This is a genomic window from Rhodococcus sp. NPDC127527, assembly GCF_042672245.1.
Lineage (GTDB): Bacteria > Actinomycetota > Actinomycetes > Mycobacteriales > Mycobacteriaceae > Rhodococcus_G.
On record NZ_JBHXVP010000004.1, the window covers coordinates 271,178 to 291,502 of the forward strand.

Here is a 20,325-nt window from a genome sequence, read left to right on the forward strand (position 1 = left end):
GAAGATGCCCAACCTCTCTACTTGTCGGCTCCGCCGCAGGTGACCGGCGGAGGATCCGGATGGCTACTGCTTGCCCATGCCCGCGGCCCACGGGTACGAGGTCAGGTACGGGTCGGGCTTGATCGGCTGGCCCGAGTCCCAGATCGTGTAGATCAGGCCGTCGGCGCGGATCTCTCCGATGCGCGCGGTCTTGGTGATGTGGTGGTTGGATCCGTCGATGGTGACGGTGCCCTCGGGCGCGTCGAAGCTGACCCCGTCGGCGTTGTCCTGAATGTCCGCGGTCGCGAATGACTTCGCCTTCTCCACGGTGTTCTTCCACAGGTAGACCGAGGTGTACGCGGCTTCCATCGGATCCGAGGTGGGCTTGTCCTGTCCGTATTTCGCCTTGTACGCCTCGACGAACTTCTTGTTCTCCGGCGAGTCGACCGTCTGGTAGTAGTTCCACGCCGTCAACTGACCCTCGACGTTCTGGGGGCCGATGCCGCCGACCTCCTCCTCCGCGATGGACACCGACACCACCGGCATCGCCTGGGGAGTCAGGCCCACGTTCTTGTACTCACGGAAGAAGGCGACGTTGGAGTCGCCGTTGAGGGTGTTGAACACCGCGTCGGCGTCGGCGGCACGTACCTTGTTGACGATCGTCGAGAAGTCGGTCGAACCGAGCGGGGTGTAGTCCTCGCCCTTGATCTCGATGCCGTTGGCCGCCGCGTAGGCCTTGATGATTCGGTTCGCGGTCTGCGGGAAGACGTAGTCGCTGCCCACCAGGTACAGGGACTTGACGCCCTTCTCCTTCAGGTAGTCCAGCGCCGGGATGATCTGCTGATTGGTGGTCGCGCCGGTGTAGAAGATGTTCTTCGAGTCCTCGAGTCCCTCGTACTGCACCGGGTAGTAGAGCAGCGAGTTCCGGTCCTCGAACACCGGCAGCATCGCCTTGCGACTGGACGAGGTCCAGCCGCCGAAAACCGCTGCGACACAGTCGCTGCTGATCAGCTTCTCGGCCTTCTCCGCGAAGACCGTCGGCTCGGATGCCCCGTCCTCACCGACCACCTGGATCTGCTTGCCGAGCACGCCCCCGGAGTTGTTGATCTCCTGGACCGCCAGCGCGATCGAGTCGCGGACGGTGACCTCGCTGATCGCCATGGTGCCCGAGAGCGAGTTGAGCGAACCCACCTTGACGGTCGACCCGGAGGTGTCCACACACGAGGCGGCCGACCCACCCTCGGCGGCGGTGTCGGAGGCCTTGCTGCCGCAACCGGTCAGCACCAGTCCGAGCGCGGCGAGGGCTGCGGGTGCGGCGAGGGTGCGCTTCGAGAACGTACGCATGTATGAGCCTTTCCGTCGATGAACGTGCGAGGTGACAGTTCTGGGACGCCCTGTATCCGAACCGCGTATACAGCGCGGTATTCGATAGGGGCAGACAGTATTCGGCTGTTGTTGCGCCGGAATGACTGTCAGTCACCAGTTGATTTCGCAGATTGCATCGGCGTGAACAAGTCCTCACCCGGACTCGGTTCGGGCCCGAAAACGACCGAGGGCGCCCGACCTGATGGTCGGACGCCCTCGGGCACAGCGCTTCTCGGCGCCGGAATGTCTAGAAGTTGATCATGTGACCCGCGAGCCCGTGGATGGCCTCCTGCAGCGCCTCGCTCAGCGTCGGGTGGGTGTGCACGTTGCGCGCGAGCTCGTTGACCGTCAGGTCCCACTTCTGGGCGAGGGTCAGCTCGGGCAGCAGCTCGGAGACGTCGGGGCCGATCAGGTGGCCGCCGAGCAGCTCACCGTGCTCGGTGTCCGCGATCAGCTTCACGAAGCCGGTCGGATCGGCCAGCCCGTGTGCCTTGCCGTTGGCGGTGAACGGGAAGACCGCCACCTTGATGTCGGATCCGCGAGCGGTCGCCTCCGCCTTCGCCTGCTCCTCGGTGAGACCGAAGCTGGCGACCTGCGGCTGGCAGAAGGTCGCGCGCGGCATCATCCGGTAGTCGCCGAGCTCGAGGGTCTCGGCGCCGGCGATGGTCTCGGCCGCCACGACGGCCTGGGCCTCGGCGACGTGCGCGAGCATCAGCTTCGCGGTGCAGTCACCGATCGCGTAGATGCCCGGCACGTTGGTGCGCATCCGCTCGTCGATGGCGATGGCACCGCGGTCGAGAGCCACCCCGGCGGTCTCGAGGCCGAAGCCGGTGACGTTCGGGGCGAAGCCGACGGACTGCAGCACCTTGTCGACGACGACGGTCTCGACGACGCCCGACTTGTTGTCCTTGATCGCGACGGTCACCTTCGCGCCGTCGTCCTCGATCGTCTGGACGGCCGCACCGGTCTTGATGGTGACGCCGAGCTTCTTGTACTGCTTCTCGATCTCCTTGGAGACGTCCGCGTCCTCGTTGGGCAGCGCCCGGTCGAGGAACTCGACGATGGTGACGTCCACGCCGTAGTTCTTGAGCACGTAGCCGAACTCCATGCCGATCGCGCCCGCACCGACGATGAGGATCGACCCGGGCAGCTCACGGGTGGTGATCTGCTCCTCGTAGGTGACCACGTTGCGGCTGAGCGAGGTGCCGGGCAGCAGCTTGGTGGTGCTGCCGGTGGCGACGATGACGTTGTCGAAGGTCACCGAGTCGGTGCCGCCCGCGCTGAGGGCGATGTCGATCGCCTTGGGACCGGTGAAGGTGCCGCGACCGTCGTACTCGGTGATCTTGTTCTTCTTCATCAGGAAGTGGACGCCCTTGACGCGGCCGTCCGCGACCTTGCGGCTGCGGTCGAAGGCCGCGCCGAAGTCGAACGACGCCTCCCCCGAGATACCGAAGGTCTTGGCTTCCTTCGTGAAGATGTGCGCAAGCTCCGCATTGCGCAGAAGCGCCTTGGACGGGATGCAGCCCACGTTCAGGCAGACACCGCCCCAGTACTTCTCTTCGATGATGGCGGTTTTCAGTCCGAGTTGTGCCGCGCGGATAGCAGCGACGTACCCACCGGGACCGGCACCGAGGACAACGACGTCATAGTGTGAGGTCACGAGTCCCCAGGGTAGTCCCGTACGAATTCGGTGTCCCGGGATGGTCGGGTTACCCACCGGTAGCCACGGGCATCGGGCCGGCACGGACAGTGGCTGACCGGAGCCCGACTCCGGTAGAAAGGATGTGCGTCCGTACCGGCGCGCCCGCACCGCCCACTCGAACCGGGAGGCCTTCATGCGTCTTCGGCCCTCTTCCCGCCGCGCACGACTGCTCGCCGCAGCTGTCTCGTTCGCCGTCCTGCCGATGCTGGCGGTCCCGGCGATCGTGCACGCCGACCCCAGCGTCGAGACGACCACCGGCTCGAAGCTCGAACGAATCGACAACAGCGGTTCACGCAAGGTGGTCGCGCAGGTGTACTCCGCCGCCATGGACCAGACCATCCCGGTCGAGGTCATCACCCCCGCAGACACCAGCGCACCGCGACCGACCCTCTACCTGCTCAACGGCGCCGGGGGCGGCGAGGACCGCGCGACCTGGCAGCAGCAGACCGACGTCATGGACTTCTTCAAGGACAAGAACGTCAACGTCGTCACCCCGATCGGCGGCGCCTTCAGCTACTACACCGACTGGCAGAAGGACGACCCCAAGCTCGGCCGCAACAAGTGGACGACCTTCCTGACCGAGGAGCTGCCCCCGATCATCGACAAGGCCTTCGGCACCACCGGGGTCAACTCGCTCGCGGGCATCTCGATGGCGGGCACCTCCGTGCTCAACCTCGCGATCGCCGCGCCCACGCTCTACAAGAGCGTCGGCGCCTACAGCGGCTGCGCCGAGACCAGCACCGACGCGGGCCAGTTCTACGTCCGCGCGGTCGTCGAGTCGCGTGGTGGCGCGGATGCCACCAACATGTGGGGCCCGTTCGACGGACCGGGGTGGAAGGCGAACGACCCCGTCGTCAACGCCGAGAAGCTCCGCGGCACAGAGCTTTACGTCGCAGCCTCGACCGGCCTGCCGGGGGACCACGACAACCTGGCCGGCCCCGGGATCAACGGCAACGTCGGGACACTCGCCAACCAGGTCGTCATCGGCGGCGCCATCGAGGCCGCGGTCGACCAGTGCACGCACAACCTGCAGACCCGGCTGAACGATCTCCACATCCCGGCCACCTTCGACTACCGCCCCGCCGGCACGCACTCCTGGGGCTACTGGCAGGACGACCTGCACAAGTCCTGGCCGATGCTGGCCAAGTCGATCGGCCTGTAGGCCCACACTCGCCGAACGGCCCCGCACCGATGGTGCGGGGCCGTTCGCGTCGTGGAGTCCGGCGCACCCCGTGACCACGCGGGCATCCGCATCCCGGGCGGATACCCGAATCCTGCGGAACAGGTATGCCTCCCGGCACATCGACCGTCTCCCTCGACCGCCGCGGCCGGGACTCTGTGACCGGGCTCACCGATCCGCGTGGGTCCGGTCACGGAATACCCAGGCAAGGAACACACCTCGATGATCGTCAGTCGCACCGGCAACACCCGCACCCTCACACGGACCCTCGGACACCTCGTCACGGTCGGCGCCCTCGCCTCCGTCGCTGTCGGGCTCGCCGGCGGCACCGCCAGTGCGGCGAGCCACAACTGGGATGCCGTCGCCAGCTGCGAGAGCAGTGGAAACTGGGCGACGAACACCGGGAACGGCTTCTACGGAGGCCTGCAGTTCACCCAGAGCACCTGGTCGGAGTACGGCGGTTCGGGCAACCCTCAGCACGCTTCGAGGGAAGAGCAGATTCGCGTGGCCGAGAAGGTCCTCGCCGGACAGGGACCCGGCGCCTGGCCGGTGTGCGGTCGCTACCTCTGAGGCCGCGCGGGGCGGTCGGTGGGCATCGCCCGACCATCGGGGTATCAATGACGCATGGCTTCCGACCCGACTGCGACCGACCCCTACCTCTGGCTCGAGGACGTCACCGGCGAGTCCGCCCTGGAGTGGGTGCGCGAGCACAACGACCGCACCATTGCCGAGTTCACCGAGAGCGACGGGTTCGCCGACCTCCAGGACCGGATCCGTGCGGTGTTCGACACCGACGCCCGCATACCCTACGTGCGCAGGCGCGGCGCCTACCTGTACAACTTCTGGCGTGACTCCCTGCACGTGCGCGGCCTGTGGCGGCGCACGACCATGGACGAGTACCGGACGGAGGCGCCCGACTGGGAGATCCTCGTCGACCTCGACGCACTCGCGGAGACCGAGGGCGAGAACTGGGTGTGGTCGGGCGCACAGGTGCTGCGACCCGACCAGTCTCGTGCGCTGATCAGCCTCTCGCGCGGCGGGGCCGACGCCGTCGTGATACGCGAGTTCGATCTGCTGCGTGCCGAATTCGTCTCCCCCGAGGACGGCGGCTTCCACCTCTCCGAAGCCAAGAGCGACATCGGCTGGATCGACGCGGACACCGTCTACGTCGGCACCGACACCGGGCCGGGGGCGCTGACCGATTCCGGCTACCCGCGCACCGCGGCGCGCTGGCGGCGCGGTACCCCCGTCACCGAGGCCGTCACGGTGTTCGAGGGCGACCACTCGGACGTCGCGGTCTCCGCCTGGTACGACCGCACGCCCGGCTTCGAACGCAGCTTCGTCGAGCGCTCGATCGACTTCTACGCCTCGCAGCGTTTCGAACTCGGCGCCGACGGCGAGTTGACGCTGATCGACGTGCCGCAGGACGCCCGCGCGTCGGTGCACCGGGAATGGCTACTGATCCGCACCCGTTCGACATGGGCGGTCGGCGATCACGAGTATTCCGCCGGCACCCTGCTGGCCGCACGCTACGCGGACTACCAGGCCGGCTCGCGCGAGTTCACCGTGCTGTTCGCGCCGGACCCACACACGTCGCTCGAACAGTACGTGTGGACTCGCAACCACCTGCTGCTGGTGACCTTGTCGGACGTGCAGACGCACCTGCGTGTGCGCACCCCCGGCCCCGCCGGGTGGACCGACGAACCGCTCGGCGGAGTCTCCGAACTCGCCGCCACCGATGTGCTCGACGTCGATCCGGTCGAGAGCGACGAGTTCTTCCTCAACTCGAGCGGCTACACCACTCCCGCGACCCTGCTGCACGGGTACGTCGGCGAACCGATCGAGGAACTCAAGCAGGCACCCGCCTTCTTCGATTCCGCCAATCTGTCCGTCACACAGCATTTCGCGGTGTCCGACGACGGCACCCGGATCCCGTACTTCGTGGTGCGCGATCCGGGTGCGGCGCCGGGACCCACCCTGCTGTACGGGTACGGCGGATTCGAGAACTCGATGCTGCCCGGCTACAGCGGCGCGATGGGCCTGTCCTGGCTCGAGCGCGGCGGAACCTACGTGGTCGCGAACATCCGCGGCGGCGGCGAGTACGGACCGCAGTGGCACACGCAGGCCCTGAAAGCGGGCAGGCACAAGGTGTTCGAGGACTTCGCCGCAGTCGCCCGCGACCTCGTCGACCGCGGCATCACCACCGCCGCCCAACTCGGTGCGCAGGGCGGCAGCAACGGCGGGCTGCTGATGGGCGTGATGCTCACCCGTTACCCGGAACTGTTCGGCGCCATCGTCTGCCAGGTCCCGCTGCTCGACATGCGGCGGTACCACCTGCTGTTGGCGGGCGCGTCCTGGATGGCCGAGTACGGGGACCCCGACGACCCGGACGAGTGGGCGTTCATCTCGCAGTACTCCCCGTACCAGAACACCGATCCCGGCCGCGCCTACCCGCCCGTGCTGATCGCGACCTCGACCCGCGACGACCGGGTGCATCCCGGGCACGCCCGCAAGATGGCCGCGCTGCTCGAGAAGCAGGGCCATCGAGTCTGGTACTACGAGAACATCGAGGGCGGCCACGGCGGCGCCGCCGACAACAAGCAGATGGCGTTCAAGTCGGCGCTGGCCTACACGTTCCTGTGGGACACGCTCGGCGGCGGGGACTGATCCCCGGGGACACCCAGCGTCACCACGCGGGCGAGCGCGCGCAGATCGGACTCGATTTGCCGGAACAGTTGGTACACACCGATGAACGCGGCGATCCCGCCCAGACAGAGGACGCGCACCGTGACGTTCACGGTGCCGCCGCGGTCGACGCCGACGAAGCTGAGACCGGCGACCCCGATCAGCGGCACAGATGCCGCGACGGCGAGGTAGCGGGTGCCCAGCCTGCGCTGGGTACGGATGTCCCGGCCGTCGCGACTGCCTATCTCGCCGTGCGACAGCAGGATCGGGTAGAGGCATCGGACCGAGTAGTACGTGAGGATGAAGTACGGGTAGGCGACCGCGACCGCGCCGCACACGGCCAGTGATGCGAGCAGGTGGGTGTAGGCCCGCAGCGGGATGCCGCCCGCCGCGATCTGCAACGCGACCGGGTATGCGACCCCAGCCACCACCCAGAGCCCGAAACTGACCACGACAGCTCGGTGGCCGAGATTCAGTGTGGCCGTTCGCGCTCGGGCCAGCACCGCGCCGTCGTAGGCCTGACCTCGGCGCAGGCCCCGCGGCACGGTGAGCGCCAGCCGGCACCAGGTGAGGATCAGCAGTGCCCCGACCGGGAATGCCAACGCGGCGATAACCAGGTGGACCTGCTCGAGGTGCTGCTGCGCCTGCGCGGACAGCGTCGAGATGATCAGTTCCCTGTTGTAGTAGTAGTTGTAGCCCGCGGCCAGCACGTTCGGGATTCCGATCGCCGCCAGCATCACCGGCAGCGCCCACCGCCACATCCTGGACCGCACCGAGTCGGGTCGCGGGTCGACCAGGTCGCGCGCGTGCGGATCCAGGCACAGCGCGAACTGACGAGCGAGCCTCCGGCCGTCCGACCACCGGTCGTCCGGGTCCGGTGCGAGCGAGACGAGCAGCACGCGGCGCAGGGCGGCGGGACAGTCGGCCGGCAGCCGGGCCACGAGCTCCTCGTCCACGCCGCGGCGGCGCTGCGCGAGCGACGCCTCGAGCGACTCCCCCGGCTCGGTGTCGCCGAACGGCCGGGAGCCGGTCAGCAGCTCCCACAACATCACGCCCAGCGAGTAGACGTCGCTGCGGGTGTCGATCCGCACGGTGGCCGCCGACGCCGGCGCGGACGCCGCCGCCAACTGCTCGGGCGACATGTAGGCGACCGACCCGGCCACCGCGCCGACCGCACCGGGTACCGGGACGACGTCGCTGGAGCTGACGTTGAAGTCGGCGAGCTTGGGCACCCCCTCGACGGTGAGGAGCACGTTCGCCGGCTTGATGTCGCGATGGAGCACCCCGTGCTCGCGCGCGTACTCGAGCGCCTCCGACAGCCGCAGCCCGATCCACGCGACGGTCTCCGGCCAGGACAGCGCGGCGATCTCGGCGCGCACCCCCGATTCGGCCGGCCGCATCTCGCCCTTGCGCGCGAGAACGTGGTCGATCGAGTCGAGCAGCAGCTGCCCGCTCCGCGATTCCGGCGGGACATCGCGCACCCGGCGCACCACGTCGAGCAGCGTGCCACCGGACACGTACTCCATGAACAGCATCCGCAGTTGCCGGTCCTCGAGCACCCGCTGATCGAAGATCCGCACGATGTACGGGTGGTCGAGCTGCGCGAGGGTCTGAGCCTCGGTGCCGACGTTGCGGGAGATCTTCAGCGCCACCCACCGCTGCATCGATCGCTGCCGGGCGAGGAACACCCGCGCGAACGCGCCACGCCCGAGCTCGGTCACCAGGTCGAAGTCGTCGAGCCGGTGACCCGCGGCGAGGTCGTCGCTACCCGGCAGGCTCAACTGCTCCGCGGCCGCCGTCCTCGGGTCGTGCTCACGCAGCCAGTCGAATCGGTCCGCCTGGTAGGGAAACTCGGCAACGTACTCGTTCGGATCGACCTTCGCCCCGCTCAGCCTGCGCACCCGGTACTCCTCGTAGACGAGCTCCGGCGGCAGCGGCTCGGCGAGCAGTTCCGGGAATTCGAGGCAGTAGTCGGCGATCCGCTTCGGCCGGTCGACCCGCAACCAGCGGTAGGCGAGGTCGACCATGATCAGCTCGACCAGCGCCGCCCGCCGGACGGCGTCCGTGTCGGGCAGGTACTCCCGCAGGTCGGACGCGGCCCCGGACTCCTCCCAGTCCGCGACCAGCCTGCCGACGCCGGTGTCGACGACGAATCCGGCGCTCGGCCCGGTGGTCGTGGTGGACGGCGTCGCGGTGTCGTGGCCCAACACCGTCGGTGAACCCAGTGCCGTGGGCGGACCCCCGGCGACGGTCTCGTCGCTCGCGGGATGTACCGGAGGGTCCATGGCCGACTCTCACTCCCGATCGCGCAACCACGCCACGATCCGCTCGACCGTGCTGTCGGGCTGTCGGATCCAGCCGTTGTGGCCCAACGGTTCCGGCTGGTGCCAGGTCGTCAGGTCCGCCTTCGGCAGCTTGCGGACCAGGTTCGCGACGGCGGGTTTCGGCGCCAGGTCGTCGCCCTCGACGGTGATCGAGAGCACCGGAAGCGTCAGCCTGCCGATGCGCTCCTCGTAGTCGATGTCCGCGCCCGCAGGCTCGATCGTGCCGGTACGCGCGAACCGCGACCAGTCCGAGATCAGCACCCTCGACTGCCTGCCGAACCCGCCGACGTCCAGGCGGTCCCCCGGCCAGAATCCCGCCACGTTCGCCGTCACCGACATCGCCGCCGACCCGAGCAACAGGCCCGCACCGCGTACGGGGCCGTGCCCGCGATGGAACGGCGAACCCGAGGCGACCAGGATCAGCCCGCCGAGCCGTCCGCGTGCCCGCGCCGCGTACATCACCCCCAGCTGACCACCCATGCTGTGCCCGAGCAGGTACGGCGTGCTGTCCGGGAACCGCTCCCGCGCCACCTCGAAGGTCGCCGGATAGTCCACCGACACCAGGTCCTGGTATCCGTAGTTGCTGGTCGGGCCGGGCCGCGGCCTGCTGTCACCCTGACCGCGCAGCTCACCGATCGCCGCGTTGAACCCGCTCTCGACCAACGCCTGAGCCACCGGATCGTAGAACCCGCCCGGGACCCCGAGCCCGGGAAAGATCACGATCACCGGCGCTCCCTCACGTCCGGGAAAGAGCCGGACCGGGAGGGTGCTGCCGTCGGGCACCTGAATCGGAATCGTCTCCACGGCTCCATACTCCGCCACCGAGCGCCTCAGCCGATAGGGTTCGCTCATGGTGCCCGCTGACCCGCAGCTCCTGCCCGCCGGAACCGTCTTCACCCCCGAGGACCTGACCTTCTACGCCGATCCGGCCAGCCGGAGCCTCGACCAGGCGCTCGCCGAGGCGGATCTGCTCGTCAGCTGCCCGCATTCGGGCTCCGTGATCCCTGCCGAACTCGCCCAATTCCTGGCACCCGAGTTCACGAAGCGGCTGCAGTTCGACTTCACCGATTGCACGACCGGCCCGATCGCGCGGCGTTGGGCGGAGATCGACCCGCGGATCGTGTACGTCGAGAACCCGCACCCCCGATTGGTGCGCGATCCCAACCGGGCCAGGCCGGACGACCTGTACGAGACCCTGCGCGAGGCGTTCACCCGGGTACGGGCGGCGGGGCCGTACAACAAGGTGGACCTGACCGGGGTGGACGCGATCCGGCCGGTGACGTTCTCGTTCTACCCTCTGCTGGTCGAGCCGGACGACGACGCGGGTCTGCGCCGACTGGCGGCGACCTTCGCCGAGGTCGCCGACCGCGGCCTCGAGGTCTACCAGCGGACCCGAAACGAGCTGATCGGACGGATGATCGACCTCGCCTTCGCCAGGGCGGACCGGTCCGGTGCCCCGGTCGACTTCAGCACCCTCTCGTTCCACGACACCATGAATCACACCACCACCCGGGACGGCGCGGTGAACGTCGACCGAGCCCCGGCGGACCGGCTGCCGGAGGTCGTCGCGCTGTCGAACCGCGGCGACCACCGAGGCGATCCGCGCGGGGACGGTCCGGTGACCATGGCCCCGGACGCGCTGCGGGTGCTGGCCGCGGCCCACCGCGAGGGCTTCGGCGTGACGCGCCCCGAGGCGGTCGCGCTGAACCAGCCGTATCTGGGCAGTCAGGAGATCATCGAGGCCGGAAGGCTGTTCCGCGAGCTCGCTCCGCAGGCCGCGGCAGCGGGCGTCGCCCTGAGTGCGGTACAGGCCGAGTACCGCCGCGAGTTCCTGCTCGGCCCCGAGGCCACCCGCGAGCTGACCGCCCCCGGGGTGGGTTGGCCCGAGACGGACGCCGATCGCGTCGACATGCTGGCCCGGGCCTGCAAGGCCAGCTGGGACCGGTACCGCTCCCGCGACTGACGACTCGGCGGCCGGGCGCACCGCTCAGCCCAGGATCAGGCCCAGCACCGAACCCGCCGCGATGGTCGTGACCGCCAGCACCAGGGTCGGGACGAAGAACGAGTGGTCCACCAGCTTGCTGCCGAGTTTCGTGCTGCCCGACTCGTCGAAGTTCGCCGCGGCGATCTGCGAGCCGTTGGTGGGCAACAGGTAGATGCCCGCGAACGCACCCGCCCACATGCCGGTCAGCAGACCCGGTGCGAGCCCGGACGCCAGTCCGATCGGCACGATGGTCCGGGTGGCGGTCGACTGGCTGGTGGTCAGCACACAGACCAGGAACACACCGAGCGCGAAGATCCACGGTGCCGCGCTGACCCAGTCGCCGACGGTGTCGGTGATCAACGCCAGGTGCGCGCTGATGAAAGTGTCGGTGAGCCAGGCCAGTCCGAAGAGGGCGATGGCGGAGACCATGCCCGCCTTGAACACCGACATGGTCGGGATGTCGGCGACCTTCGGCTTGCTCACCACAAGGATCAGCGTGCCGACCACGAACATGAGCATCTCGATGATCGGGGTCATCCCCAGCGGCGAGCCGTCGGCCGCCTCCGGCCGAAGTCCCTTGAAGAGACCGAACACCACGATGGCCAGGACGCCTGCCAGGAAGATCAGCGCGGCGTTGCGGCCCTGCGTCGACGACTTCAACTCGACCTTGCTCATGCCGCCGGCCGGTGCGGCCAGTTCACCGGATGCGATGCGCGCCTGGATCTCCGGGTCCTCGGCGATGCTCCTGCCCAGCCGGTTGACCACGAACGAGGACGCCACGATGCCGATGATCGCCGCGGGCAGCGTGATCTTGATGATGTCGATCAGCTCGAAGTTGTACGGCTCGACGTCGGTCAGCGTCACCATGGCCGCCATCGCCGCGGACACCGGACTGCAGGCGAGGGCGACGCCGGTCGCGACCACCGACAGCGACAACGGGCGGGACGGCCGAATTCCGTTGCGGTAGGAGGCGTCGTAGATCACCGGCAGCAGCGGGTAGAGGATGTTCGAGGTGCCCGCGCCCACCGAGAACAGGAACGAGACCAGCGGCGCGATGAGGGTGATCTGCTTGGGCCGCTTGGCGATCAGGTTCGCCGCGATCGACACCATCCAGTCGATACCGCCCGCGGCCTGCATCATCGACGAGGCCAGTACCACCGACAGGACGATCAGCAGCGCGTCCACCGGCGGACTGCCGACCGGCTCGCGGAAGACGAACACCAGCACCGCCACGCCGGCGCCACCCCAGAGGCCGAGTGCCACACCGCTCGATCGGGTGCCCATCACGATGGCGCCGAGCACCACGATCAGCTCGAGAACGATCTTCACCGCATCCACGCAGGACCACCTTTGCCCGACGCCGAGCGACGACCCGCCAGCCGACCTCGGATGGCTGGGATACTACGCACACCAAGGGGTTTCGGTGGGACGCCCAATTCGTGTGCCGCACACAGAAAAACGGCGCCGACCCCGCTGGTCGCGGGATCGGCGCCGTTGATCGGTCAGTCGGTCAGATACCGAGCGACTCGGCCAGGAACGGCCAGGACTTGTGCAGGTCGTCCTGCCAGTAGCCCCACGAGTGGGTGCCGTTCGGGCGGAAGTCGAAGGTCGCCGGGATCTTCAGCTCGTTCAGACGCTTGAACAGGTTGTTGGTGCACAGCAGGGTCGCACCCTCGATCGCGCCGCCGACCAGCACCTGGTTCGCCAGCGCGCTCGTGCCGCCGGTCTCCGCGAGGTTCTCGTGCGGGCCGGGCAGGCCGTTTCCGGTGGACACGTAGAGCTTGGTGCCGCGCAGCTTCTCGGCCTGGATGACCGGGTCGTTCGCGATCCACGCGGGATCGTTCTTGGGGCCCCACATGTTCTCGACATCCGCGCCGCCACGGGAGCCGACGACGAGGTCGATGTACGCGCGACCGGCCGGGGTGCTCGTCTCCGCGCATCCGCTGTACCCGGCGACGCCCTTGTACAGACCGGGCGCCGCGATGGCCAGGTTCAGCACGCTGGTGCCGGTCATGGAGATGGCGGCCAGCGAGTTGACCTTGTTGGTGTTCAGCGCGGTGTCGATGATCGGCGGCAGTTCCTGGGTCAGGAAGGTGGTCCACTTGTTGCGACCCAGCTTCGGGTCGTCCTTCTGCCAGTCGGTGTAGTAGCTGAAGGCACCGCCGACCGGGGTGACCACGTTGAGGTTCTTGTCCGCGAAGAACGACGCGACATCGGTGCGCCGCTGCCAGGTGGCGCTGTCCTCACCGCCGCCCGCACCGTTGAGCAGGTACAGCGTGGGCGCCTTGGCGTTGGCGTCGGCCGGACGCTGAATCTTGAGCGGGATGGTCTTGCCCATCGAGGCCGAGTACACGTAGGCCGTCACCTGACGACCGGTGCCGTCGATGCGCTCGAGCTTGGAGCCGTTGGCCGAGGTGGCGGTCGGCGTGGTCTCGTCGGCGTTGGCGAGGCCACCCGCTCCGAGCAGCGGCAGGACCGTCAGCGCGGCGGTTGCCAGCGCGATGCGTCCTGCTCGACGACCCGATCCTCGAAACTTGGGCATGTGTTCCCACCTTGACTGTCGACTGTGTACCTGAGAGCTGTTCAACTACGTGTGACTCTTCAACTGCGTATATACAGCATCGAGGCCCCACCGTTACCTCATGGGGCCAGGACGAAGGTGCCGCGTGGACAGTGTCACCCGCGCAGCACCGCGTTGTCCCAAGAATCATAAAAGATCGAGGCCGATTCACCCACCCGTTCATCCGTCCGAACGACGGCGGTGGCCGCGGACACTACGCCGAGACCGGGAAGGCCCGGGCCCGCACTGCTGCGGACCCGGGCCTTCCGGAACTACTGGTGAAGCGGGGAGCGGGACTCAGAAGTCCATGCCGCCCATGCCACCGGTCGGGTCGCCCGCGGGAGCGGCGGCCTTCTCCGGCTTGTCGGCGACGACGGCCTCAGTGGTCAGGAACAGGGCCGCGATGGACGCCGCGTTCTGCAGCGCCGAGCGGGTGACCTTGACCGGGTCGTTGATGCCGGCGGCGAGCAGGTCGCCGTACTCGTTGGTCGCGGCGTTCAGGCCGTGGCCGGCGGGCAGGTTGCGCACCTTCTCCGCGACGACGCCGGGCTCGAGGCCCGCGTTGAACGCGATCTGCTTGAGCGGCGCCTCGAGCGCGACGCGAACGATGTTCGCGCCGGTGGCCTCGTCACCCTCGAGCTTGAGGTCGTCGAGCGCGGGAGCGGACTGCAGCAGGGCCACGCCACCGCCGGCGACGATGCCCTCCTCGACAGCGGCCTTCGCGTTGCGCACGGCATCCTCGATGCGGTGCTTGCGCTCCTTGAGCTCGACCTCGGTCGCAGCGCCCGCCTTGATGACGGCGACGCCACCGGCCAGCTTGGCCAGGCGCTCCTGCAGCTTCTCGCGGTCGTAGTCCGAGTCCGACGCCTCGATCTCGGCGCGGATCTGGTTGACGCGACCGGCGATGGCGTCGGCGTCGCCGGCACCCTCGACGATGGTGGTCTCGTCCTTGGTTACGACGACCTTGCGGGCGCGGCCGAGGAGCTCGAGGCCCGCGGTCTCCAGGGAGAGGCCGACCTCTTCGCTGATGACCTCGCCACCGGTGAGGATGGCGATGTCGGCGAGCTGCGCCTTGCGACGGTCACCGAAGCCGGGGGCCTTGATGGCGACCGACTTGAAGGTGCCGCGGATCTTGTTGACGACCAGGGTGGACAGGGCCTCGCCCTCGACGTCCTCCGCGATGATCGCCAGCGGCTTGCCGGACTGGATGACCTTCTCCAGCAGCGGCAGCAGGTCCTTGACGGTGGAGATCTTGGAGCTCACGAGCAGCACGTAGGCGTCCTCGAGCACCGCTTCCTGACGCTCGGCGTCGGTCGCGAAGTACAGCGAGATGTAGCCCTTGTCGAAGCGCATGCCCTCGGTGAGCTCGAGCTGCAGGCCGAAGGAGTTGGACTCCTCGACGGTGATGACGCCTTCCTTGCCGACCTTGTCCATGGCCTCGGCGATGAGCTCACCGATGGACGAGTCGCCTGCCGAGATACCGGCGGTGGCAGCGATCTGCTCCTTGGTCTCGACCTCCTTGGCGGTGTCGAGCAGCTTGGCGGTGACGGCCTCGACGGCCTTCTCGATGCCGCGCTTGAGGCCGAGGGGGTTGGCGCCCGCGGCGACGTTGCGGAGACCCTCACGCACGAGAGCCTGGGCGAGCACGGTGGCGGTGGTGGTTCCGTCGCCGGCGACGTCGTCGGTCTTCTTGGCGACCTCCTTGACCAGCTCGGCGCCGATCTTCTCGTAGGGGTCCTCGAGCTCGATCTCCTTGGCGATGGACACACCATCGTTGGTGATCGTGGGGGCGCCCCACTTCTTCTCGAGCACGACGTTGCGACCCTTGGGTCCCAGCGTCACCTTGACGGCGTCTGCGAGGCTGTTCAGGCCACGCTCGAGGCCGCGACGGGCCTCTTCGTCGAACGCGATGATCTTGGCCATTGCGAAGTGATCCTCCGGATTGGGGGTGACACACAAGGCGACCGCTCGTCGGATCGCCTCATCTACGCCTGTGGCCGAGCTCGGTGCCCGCGACGGACGACCAGGGGTGTCGATGAATCCCAGTCTCACCGTCCCGACCTGGCACTCACGTGTTGCGAGTGCCAAGTGCCTTTTTAGCACTCAGGTGTAACGAGTGCAAGGTCGCGGGCACCGAGTGCGCTCGCCTCGACTACCGCATCGCGCAGACCGCACCGGTGTTCAGGTTGATCGCGAACGAGAGCGGTCCGACGCAGTTCACACCCGCCGACTCGGCGGTCGCGCCCGAACCCCAGCCGGCGATCGCGAAGGTGGTGTTGCCGTTGTCGGTGCGGGCGTGCGCGATGCCGCCGCCGATCGCGTAGGCGTGCGCCTGACCGGCCGCCTTCGCCCCGCTCAACGCGACCCCGAACCCGGTCGCGAAGGTGTTGGCCGTGCCGCCGTCGGCGACGCTGACCGCGGTGCCGCTGTCCATCGCTCCGGCGTTGGCGACGCCGCCGGCGCCGGTCGCGGTCGCGCCGCAGGAGGCGTCACCGATGACGTGGATGTCGTTGGCGGAGGGCGGGGAGACGCAGTCGACCCGGGCGGCCGAGGCGACCCCGGTGCCGGCGAGCGCGAGGCCGCCGATCGCCGCCGCACCGAGCGCAATACTCGCGCCCGCGCGGGCGATCCGGGAACGAGAGAAGGACAGGACGCGGGTGCGGGGCTGAGTCGACACAGAACTCCTCAAGAAGGAACGAACGGAATACGGACGCGACGGTACCCAAGAGTGGTGACCTCACGGGGGGATCGGCAGATCTCGATTCGGCACCGGTTTGCCCGGGCCGTCACGCGGTCAGTTCGTCGAGCAGTGCCGGGAGTGCGGCCACCGAGTCGACGACGTGGTCCGGCGCCTCGTTCGCGTCGTCGAGGACGCGCTGACGGAACTTGCCGGTGCGCACCAGCGCCCCCACGAATCCGGCGTGCTGGGCGGCGAGCACGTCGCCGTGGAGGTCGTCGCCGATCATCACGGCGTGTTCGGGCGCCGCACCCATCAACTCGGCGGCCGCGACGAATCCGGTCGGCGACGGTTTGCCGATCACCACGATCCGGCCGTTGCCCGCGGCCTCCAGCCCGGGAAGGTAGGCGCCGGTGTCGATGCTGGTCCCGCCGGCGGTGGCCCAGGTCAGTCCACCCTGCATCGCGACCACCGGGACGCCGTCCAACATCAGCTCGACCACCCGGCTCAGCGTGGCGTGGTCGAACTCGGGTCCAGCGCCCCCGAGCACGACCACCTCGGGTCGGCGGTCGTCGAACACGATTCCGGTCATGTCCCGAGCGACGTCACCGTGGTTGATCACCAGGCACCGCGCGCCCGGATACGTCGACCGGAGGTACTCCGCGGTCAGCGCCGCGGCCGTGACGACCTCGGTGGGTTCGACGTCCATCCCGACCTTCCGCAGCGCGGCAGCGATGTCGTCGCGGGTGCGCGAGGTGGTGTTGGTGAGGAACGCGCGCCCCATGCCGAGACCCCGCACCGCGTCGAGTGCCCGCGCGGCGCCGTCGATCGGTCGCCACGACGTCACCAGGACCCCGTCGATGTCGAACAGCACGCCGTCGATCCGCGCCATCCTCCGAGGATATGCGTCCCCGCGGGCTGGTGGACGCGGCCCGCGCACCTGCCCGGCGATACTCGTAGCGTGCCGACCAGCGATCCTGCCCCGTTCACTCCCGTGCCCGACCCCCGCCCGACGGACGTCCCGTGGCCGCAGATGCTCTGGCCGATCCCCGGCGGCACCGAACTTCGGGGTTCGTGGGTGCGACTGACCACGCTCGACCCGGCCGCCGACGCCGCCGACCTGTTCCGCGCCCTCGACCGGGACCGCGTCTGGGCGCACGTGCCGTGGCGGCCGGCCGATCCCGAGTCGTTCGAGGAGTTCCTTCGTGTCCGTAGCACCGAGCCGGGCTGGCACCAGTGGACGGTCCGGACCGTCCGACCCGTCGGTGGCCTGCCCGCGGGTTCGGCCGTCGGGACCACCGCCTACCTCGACGTCGCCCCGCGCGATGCCCGGCTCGAGATCGGCATGACGCTCTACCACCCCGGCGTGTGGAGCACGGCCGTCAATCCGGAGGCCAAGTTACTCCTGCTCCGCCACGCCTTCGAGAACCTGAACGTGGGACGGGTGCAGCTCAAGACCGACGTCCGCAACACCCGGTCCCAGCAGGCCATCGCCAGGCTCGGCGCCCGGTACGAGGGCACGCTGCGGCGCAGCTTCCGCCGCGAGGACGGCACCGTGCGCGACAGCGTGCTGTTCTCGATCACCGTGGACGACTGGCCGGCCGTGCGCGACCGTCTGACTCGCCGACTCGAGGTCAGCGCGGAGTCCGGCCCCGCGTAGCGAGCGAATTGAGCACGGCCGCAGCCTGTTCCGCGCCGTCGACGGTGACGGTGAACCGCGAGCCGTCACCACGGGTGACGCGCAGCGCCGGGCCCGGCCGCACGATGAGCCCGGTACCGCCGGGGCCGACGCGGTAGCCGAAGCCCCCGTACTTGTTGAGCAGTCCGATGGTGACGGTGTCGGCCTCGGCGACCTCGTCGAGCGGGATCCGGGTCGGCCGGCCGGTGATCGGGCTCCGCGCCTGCATCCCGCGGGAGTCGACGCTGACGCGAACCGGGGCCGACACCAACGCCGTCAGCACGGCGGAGACGGCGGCGACGACGAGCACCAGCACGATCGAACCCGCCGCGAACGCGGCCAGGCCCAGCACCACGGCGAGCGGGATCACCGCAACGACGACCGCCAGCCACCGGGGCATCGCGGCCGACCCGGACCAGGCCACCCGCTCCCCCTCCGCCAACGGGATCCGGGACGCGCCGTCACGGGGCGGATTCGCGGCAGTAGCGGGACCGGGCGCGGGCACCGCCGCACGGCCGATGAGGGCGGCGACCAGACCTGCCGCCGCGGCGAGCGCGATCGACCAGCCACCCACCGACGCCTGGGCCGCGTCGGCCAGGCCACGCTGGCCGGCGATCAGCGCGGCCGGAAGCGCTGCGACGAAGGCGCCGATCCCGGCGGCCGCCGCAACACCCATCCGCGCCGCACGCGCGTCCCACCTGGTCAGCAGGAGCAGCGACAGGCAGAACACCGCCGACACGGCCGGCCCGAGCAGGGGGGACCACGTGGCCGCGGCGAGCGAGGAGAAGCCGTTCGCCTCGCCGCCGGGACCGAAATGCACGGCCACCGGGTCCGGCAGCTCGTCGGACCAGGAATCGACCGCGGCACACGCTGCCGCGGCCACGAGCACCGGCGGCACCAGCGCGCCCGCGACGGCGCGCGGCCAGGGGATGCGGGGAGTCGAGAGGGAGGTCGTCATGCCATCTCCGTGTTCACGAGGTCGGTGAGTTCGGGAGCGCTCATCCCGTGCCGCCGGGCCTCGGCGACCAGGTCCCGGACCGCCTGCCGCAGCCTGCTGCGTCCGGCCGCGTCGGCCGCCACCACCGCGCCTCGACCGCGCCGCAACTCGATCAGCCCCTCGTCGCGAAGCTGCTGGTAGCCGCGCAGCACGGTGTGCACGTTGAGGTCGAGCGAGGCCGCCAGGTCCCGGGCGCCGGGCAGCCGTTCGCCCGGCGGCGCGGTTCCGTCGGCGATCGCGCGGCGCACGCTGGCGGCCACCTGCTCGAAGAGCGGGGTGGCGACCGACTGGTCTATCCGAATGAGCACCGGATCATCGTATTGTTCTAGCTCCAATAGAACAAGTTGGCCGTGCGGCGCGCCCCGTGCGGGGCGGCCGTGATCAGTGCGCGAAGTGCCCGCGGTAGAGATCGTCGATCTCGCGCGGGGTCAGCAACCGTTCGAGCTGCTCGGCCGGCCAGCTCTCCGGCCTGCCCTTCAGACGGGCCGTCGCCAGCAGGGGAAGGGACTGGCGGTGGGGGTGGCGCAGAACGCCTGACATCTTCACGACTGACTCCGGTGCAACTGCTGATCGACGCTGATGTGGATACCCTGTTCATCGCCGATCCCGCACGCCGCATTACACCGGCGCGCCCGACCCCTTGACGCGCGGGCGCGATCCGGCAAGATATGCGTGACGCTTGGTATCACACACAGACGAACCGGAGACGAACCAGTGACGAACACCCTCGAAGCGAGCATCGAGATCGACGCCACCCCGGAGGCGGTGTGGACCCTGGTCTCCGACCTCGCGCGGATGGGCCGCTGGAGCCCGCAGTGCAAGAAGATGGTGATCTTCGGCGGCGACGTCAAGCGCGGGACCCGCACCTTCAACATCAACAAGAAGGGCCTGCTGGTGTGGCCGACCAGCGCCAAGGTGATCCGGTTCGAGCCGAACACGGCAATCGCCTGGCGCGTGGTCGAGAACCACACCATCTGGACCTACGAACTCGAGCCCACCGCGACCGGCACCAAGGTCACCGAGCGGCGTGAGGCGCCGACCGGCACCACCAAGGTCTCCGCCCTGCTCATCGACAAGTTCATGGGCGGCACCGCCGACTTCGAGGTGGACATGATCGCGGGCATGAACACCACCCTCGCCCGCATCAAGTCCGAGGTCGAAGCGGCGACCGCCGCCACCCGCTGAGCCCACCGG

The 20,325-nt window shown here is 69.1% G+C and carries 18 protein-coding genes; 6 read left to right on the forward strand and 12 right to left on the reverse strand.

Features of this window, described 5'->3' with window-relative positions; all coding sequences use genetic code 11:
• Nucleotides 1-63 precede the first annotated feature (63 nt).
• Both urtA and lpdA read right to left on the reverse strand, forming a co-directional pair.
• Entirely contained in the window at nucleotides 64-1,323 is a 1,260-nt protein-coding gene (urtA, locus tag ACFVH2_RS09905) for an urea ABC transporter substrate-binding protein (RefSeq protein ID WP_378421982.1), read from the reverse strand.
• A gap of 268 nt (nucleotides 1,324-1,591) precedes the next feature.
• Complete coding sequence (gene lpdA, locus ACFVH2_RS09910) at nucleotides 1,592-3,004, reverse strand: dihydrolipoyl dehydrogenase (protein WP_378421984.1); 1,413 nt, start codon at nucleotides 3,002-3,004, stop codon at nucleotides 1,592-1,594.
• A gap of 175 nt (nucleotides 3,005-3,179) precedes the next feature.
• Between lpdA and ACFVH2_RS09915 the strand changes: the two genes are divergently transcribed.
• The 3 genes from ACFVH2_RS09915 (at nucleotide 3,180) to ACFVH2_RS09925 (ending at nucleotide 6,893) form a co-directional block, all read left to right on the forward strand.
• Nucleotides 3,180-4,208: an alpha/beta hydrolase gene (locus ACFVH2_RS09915; protein ID WP_378421986.1), complete on the forward strand. Its 1,029-nt coding sequence runs from the start codon at nucleotides 3,180-3,182 to the stop codon at nucleotides 4,206-4,208.
• A gap of 240 nt (nucleotides 4,209-4,448) precedes the next feature.
• The gene (locus ACFVH2_RS09920) at nucleotides 4,449-4,796 is read left to right on the forward strand and encodes a transglycosylase family protein (RefSeq protein WP_378421988.1); all 348 of its coding nucleotides are present in this window, start codon (nucleotides 4,449-4,451) and stop codon (nucleotides 4,794-4,796) included.
• 54 nt (nucleotides 4,797-4,850) lie between these two features.
• A complete protein-coding gene (locus ACFVH2_RS09925) occupies nucleotides 4,851-6,893 on the forward strand; it encodes a prolyl oligopeptidase family protein (RefSeq protein ID WP_378421989.1) in 2,043 nt (680 codons plus the stop codon).
• Here ACFVH2_RS09925 and ACFVH2_RS09930 read toward each other — a convergent pair.
• Both ACFVH2_RS09930 and ACFVH2_RS09935 read right to left on the reverse strand, forming a co-directional pair.
• Entirely contained in the window at nucleotides 6,854-9,196 is a 2,343-nt protein-coding gene (locus ACFVH2_RS09930) for a serine/threonine-protein kinase (RefSeq protein WP_378421991.1), read from the reverse strand. The two genes, ACFVH2_RS09925 and ACFVH2_RS09930, sit on opposite strands and share 40 nt — an antisense overlap.
• 9 nt (nucleotides 9,197-9,205) lie before the next feature.
• Nucleotides 9,206-10,039 (reverse strand): alpha/beta fold hydrolase, encoded by an 834-nt coding sequence (locus ACFVH2_RS09935; RefSeq protein WP_378421993.1) that lies wholly within the window; start codon nucleotides 10,037-10,039, stop codon nucleotides 9,206-9,208.
• A 46-nt stretch (nucleotides 10,040-10,085) separates the two neighbouring features.
• Here ACFVH2_RS09935 and ACFVH2_RS09940 point away from each other — a divergent pair, with 46 nt between their 5' ends.
• Nucleotides 10,086-11,198, forward strand: coding sequence for an N-formylglutamate amidohydrolase (locus tag ACFVH2_RS09940; protein WP_378421995.1), 1,113 nt, complete (start codon nucleotides 10,086-10,088; stop codon nucleotides 11,196-11,198).
• Nucleotides 11,199-11,222: 24 nt separating this feature from the next.
• On the opposite strand, the gene ACFVH2_RS09945 is transcribed toward ACFVH2_RS09940, so the two are convergent.
• The 5 genes from ACFVH2_RS09945 to ACFVH2_RS09965 form a co-directional block, all read right to left on the reverse strand.
• Nucleotides 11,223-12,557: an anaerobic C4-dicarboxylate transporter gene (locus ACFVH2_RS09945; RefSeq protein ID WP_378421996.1), complete on the reverse strand. Its 1,335-nt coding sequence runs from the start codon at nucleotides 12,555-12,557 to the stop codon at nucleotides 11,223-11,225.
• A gap of 172 nt (nucleotides 12,558-12,729) precedes the next feature.
• Nucleotides 12,730-13,761 (reverse strand): alpha/beta hydrolase, encoded by a 1,032-nt coding sequence (locus ACFVH2_RS09950; protein WP_378421997.1) that lies wholly within the window; start codon nucleotides 13,759-13,761, stop codon nucleotides 12,730-12,732.
• Between the two features lie 315 nt (nucleotides 13,762-14,076).
• Nucleotides 14,077-15,702: a chaperonin GroEL gene (gene groL / locus ACFVH2_RS09955; RefSeq protein WP_378421999.1), complete on the reverse strand. Its 1,626-nt coding sequence runs from the start codon at nucleotides 15,700-15,702 to the stop codon at nucleotides 14,077-14,079.
• A 229-nt stretch (nucleotides 15,703-15,931) separates the two neighbouring features.
• Nucleotides 15,932-16,456 carry a DUF6764 family protein gene (locus ACFVH2_RS09960; protein WP_378422001.1) on the reverse strand — a complete coding sequence of 175 codons (525 nt, stop codon included), beginning with the start codon at nucleotides 16,454-16,456 and terminating at the stop codon, nucleotides 15,932-15,934.
• Nucleotides 16,457-16,565: 109 nt separating this feature from the next.
• Nucleotides 16,566-17,348, reverse strand: coding sequence for an HAD-IIA family hydrolase (locus ACFVH2_RS09965; RefSeq protein ID WP_378422003.1), 783 nt, complete (start codon nucleotides 17,346-17,348; stop codon nucleotides 16,566-16,568).
• Nucleotides 17,349-17,417: 69 nt separating this feature from the next.
• On the opposite strand from ACFVH2_RS09965, the gene ACFVH2_RS09970 reads away from it, so the two are divergent.
• Nucleotides 17,418-18,116, forward strand: a complete 699-nt coding sequence (locus ACFVH2_RS09970; protein ID WP_378422005.1) for a GNAT family N-acetyltransferase — start codon at nucleotides 17,418-17,420, stop codon at nucleotides 18,114-18,116.
• Here the strand turns inward: ACFVH2_RS09970 and ACFVH2_RS09975 are convergent.
• From ACFVH2_RS09975 to ACFVH2_RS09985, 3 genes are all read right to left on the reverse strand, one after another.
• Complete coding sequence (locus ACFVH2_RS09975; RefSeq protein WP_378422006.1) at nucleotides 18,091-19,092, reverse strand: DUF1648 domain-containing protein; 1,002 nt, start codon at nucleotides 19,090-19,092, stop codon at nucleotides 18,091-18,093. The two genes, ACFVH2_RS09970 and ACFVH2_RS09975, sit on opposite strands and share 26 nt — an antisense overlap.
• Nucleotides 19,089-19,439: a GntR family transcriptional regulator gene (locus ACFVH2_RS09980; RefSeq protein ID WP_378422008.1), complete on the reverse strand. Its 351-nt coding sequence runs from the start codon at nucleotides 19,437-19,439 to the stop codon at nucleotides 19,089-19,091. The genes ACFVH2_RS09975 and ACFVH2_RS09980 overlap by 4 nt, the downstream gene beginning before the upstream one ends.
• 73 nt (nucleotides 19,440-19,512) lie before the next feature.
• Nucleotides 19,513-19,677 (reverse strand): hypothetical protein, encoded by a 165-nt coding sequence (locus tag ACFVH2_RS09985; RefSeq protein ID WP_378422201.1) that lies wholly within the window; start codon nucleotides 19,675-19,677, stop codon nucleotides 19,513-19,515.
• Nucleotides 19,678-19,845: 168 nt separating this feature from the next.
• Between ACFVH2_RS09985 and ACFVH2_RS09990 the strand changes: the two genes are divergently transcribed.
• A complete protein-coding gene (locus ACFVH2_RS09990) occupies nucleotides 19,846-20,316 on the forward strand; it encodes an SRPBCC family protein (RefSeq protein WP_378422010.1) in 471 nt (156 codons plus the stop codon).
• Nucleotides 20,317-20,325: the final 9 nt, after the last annotated feature.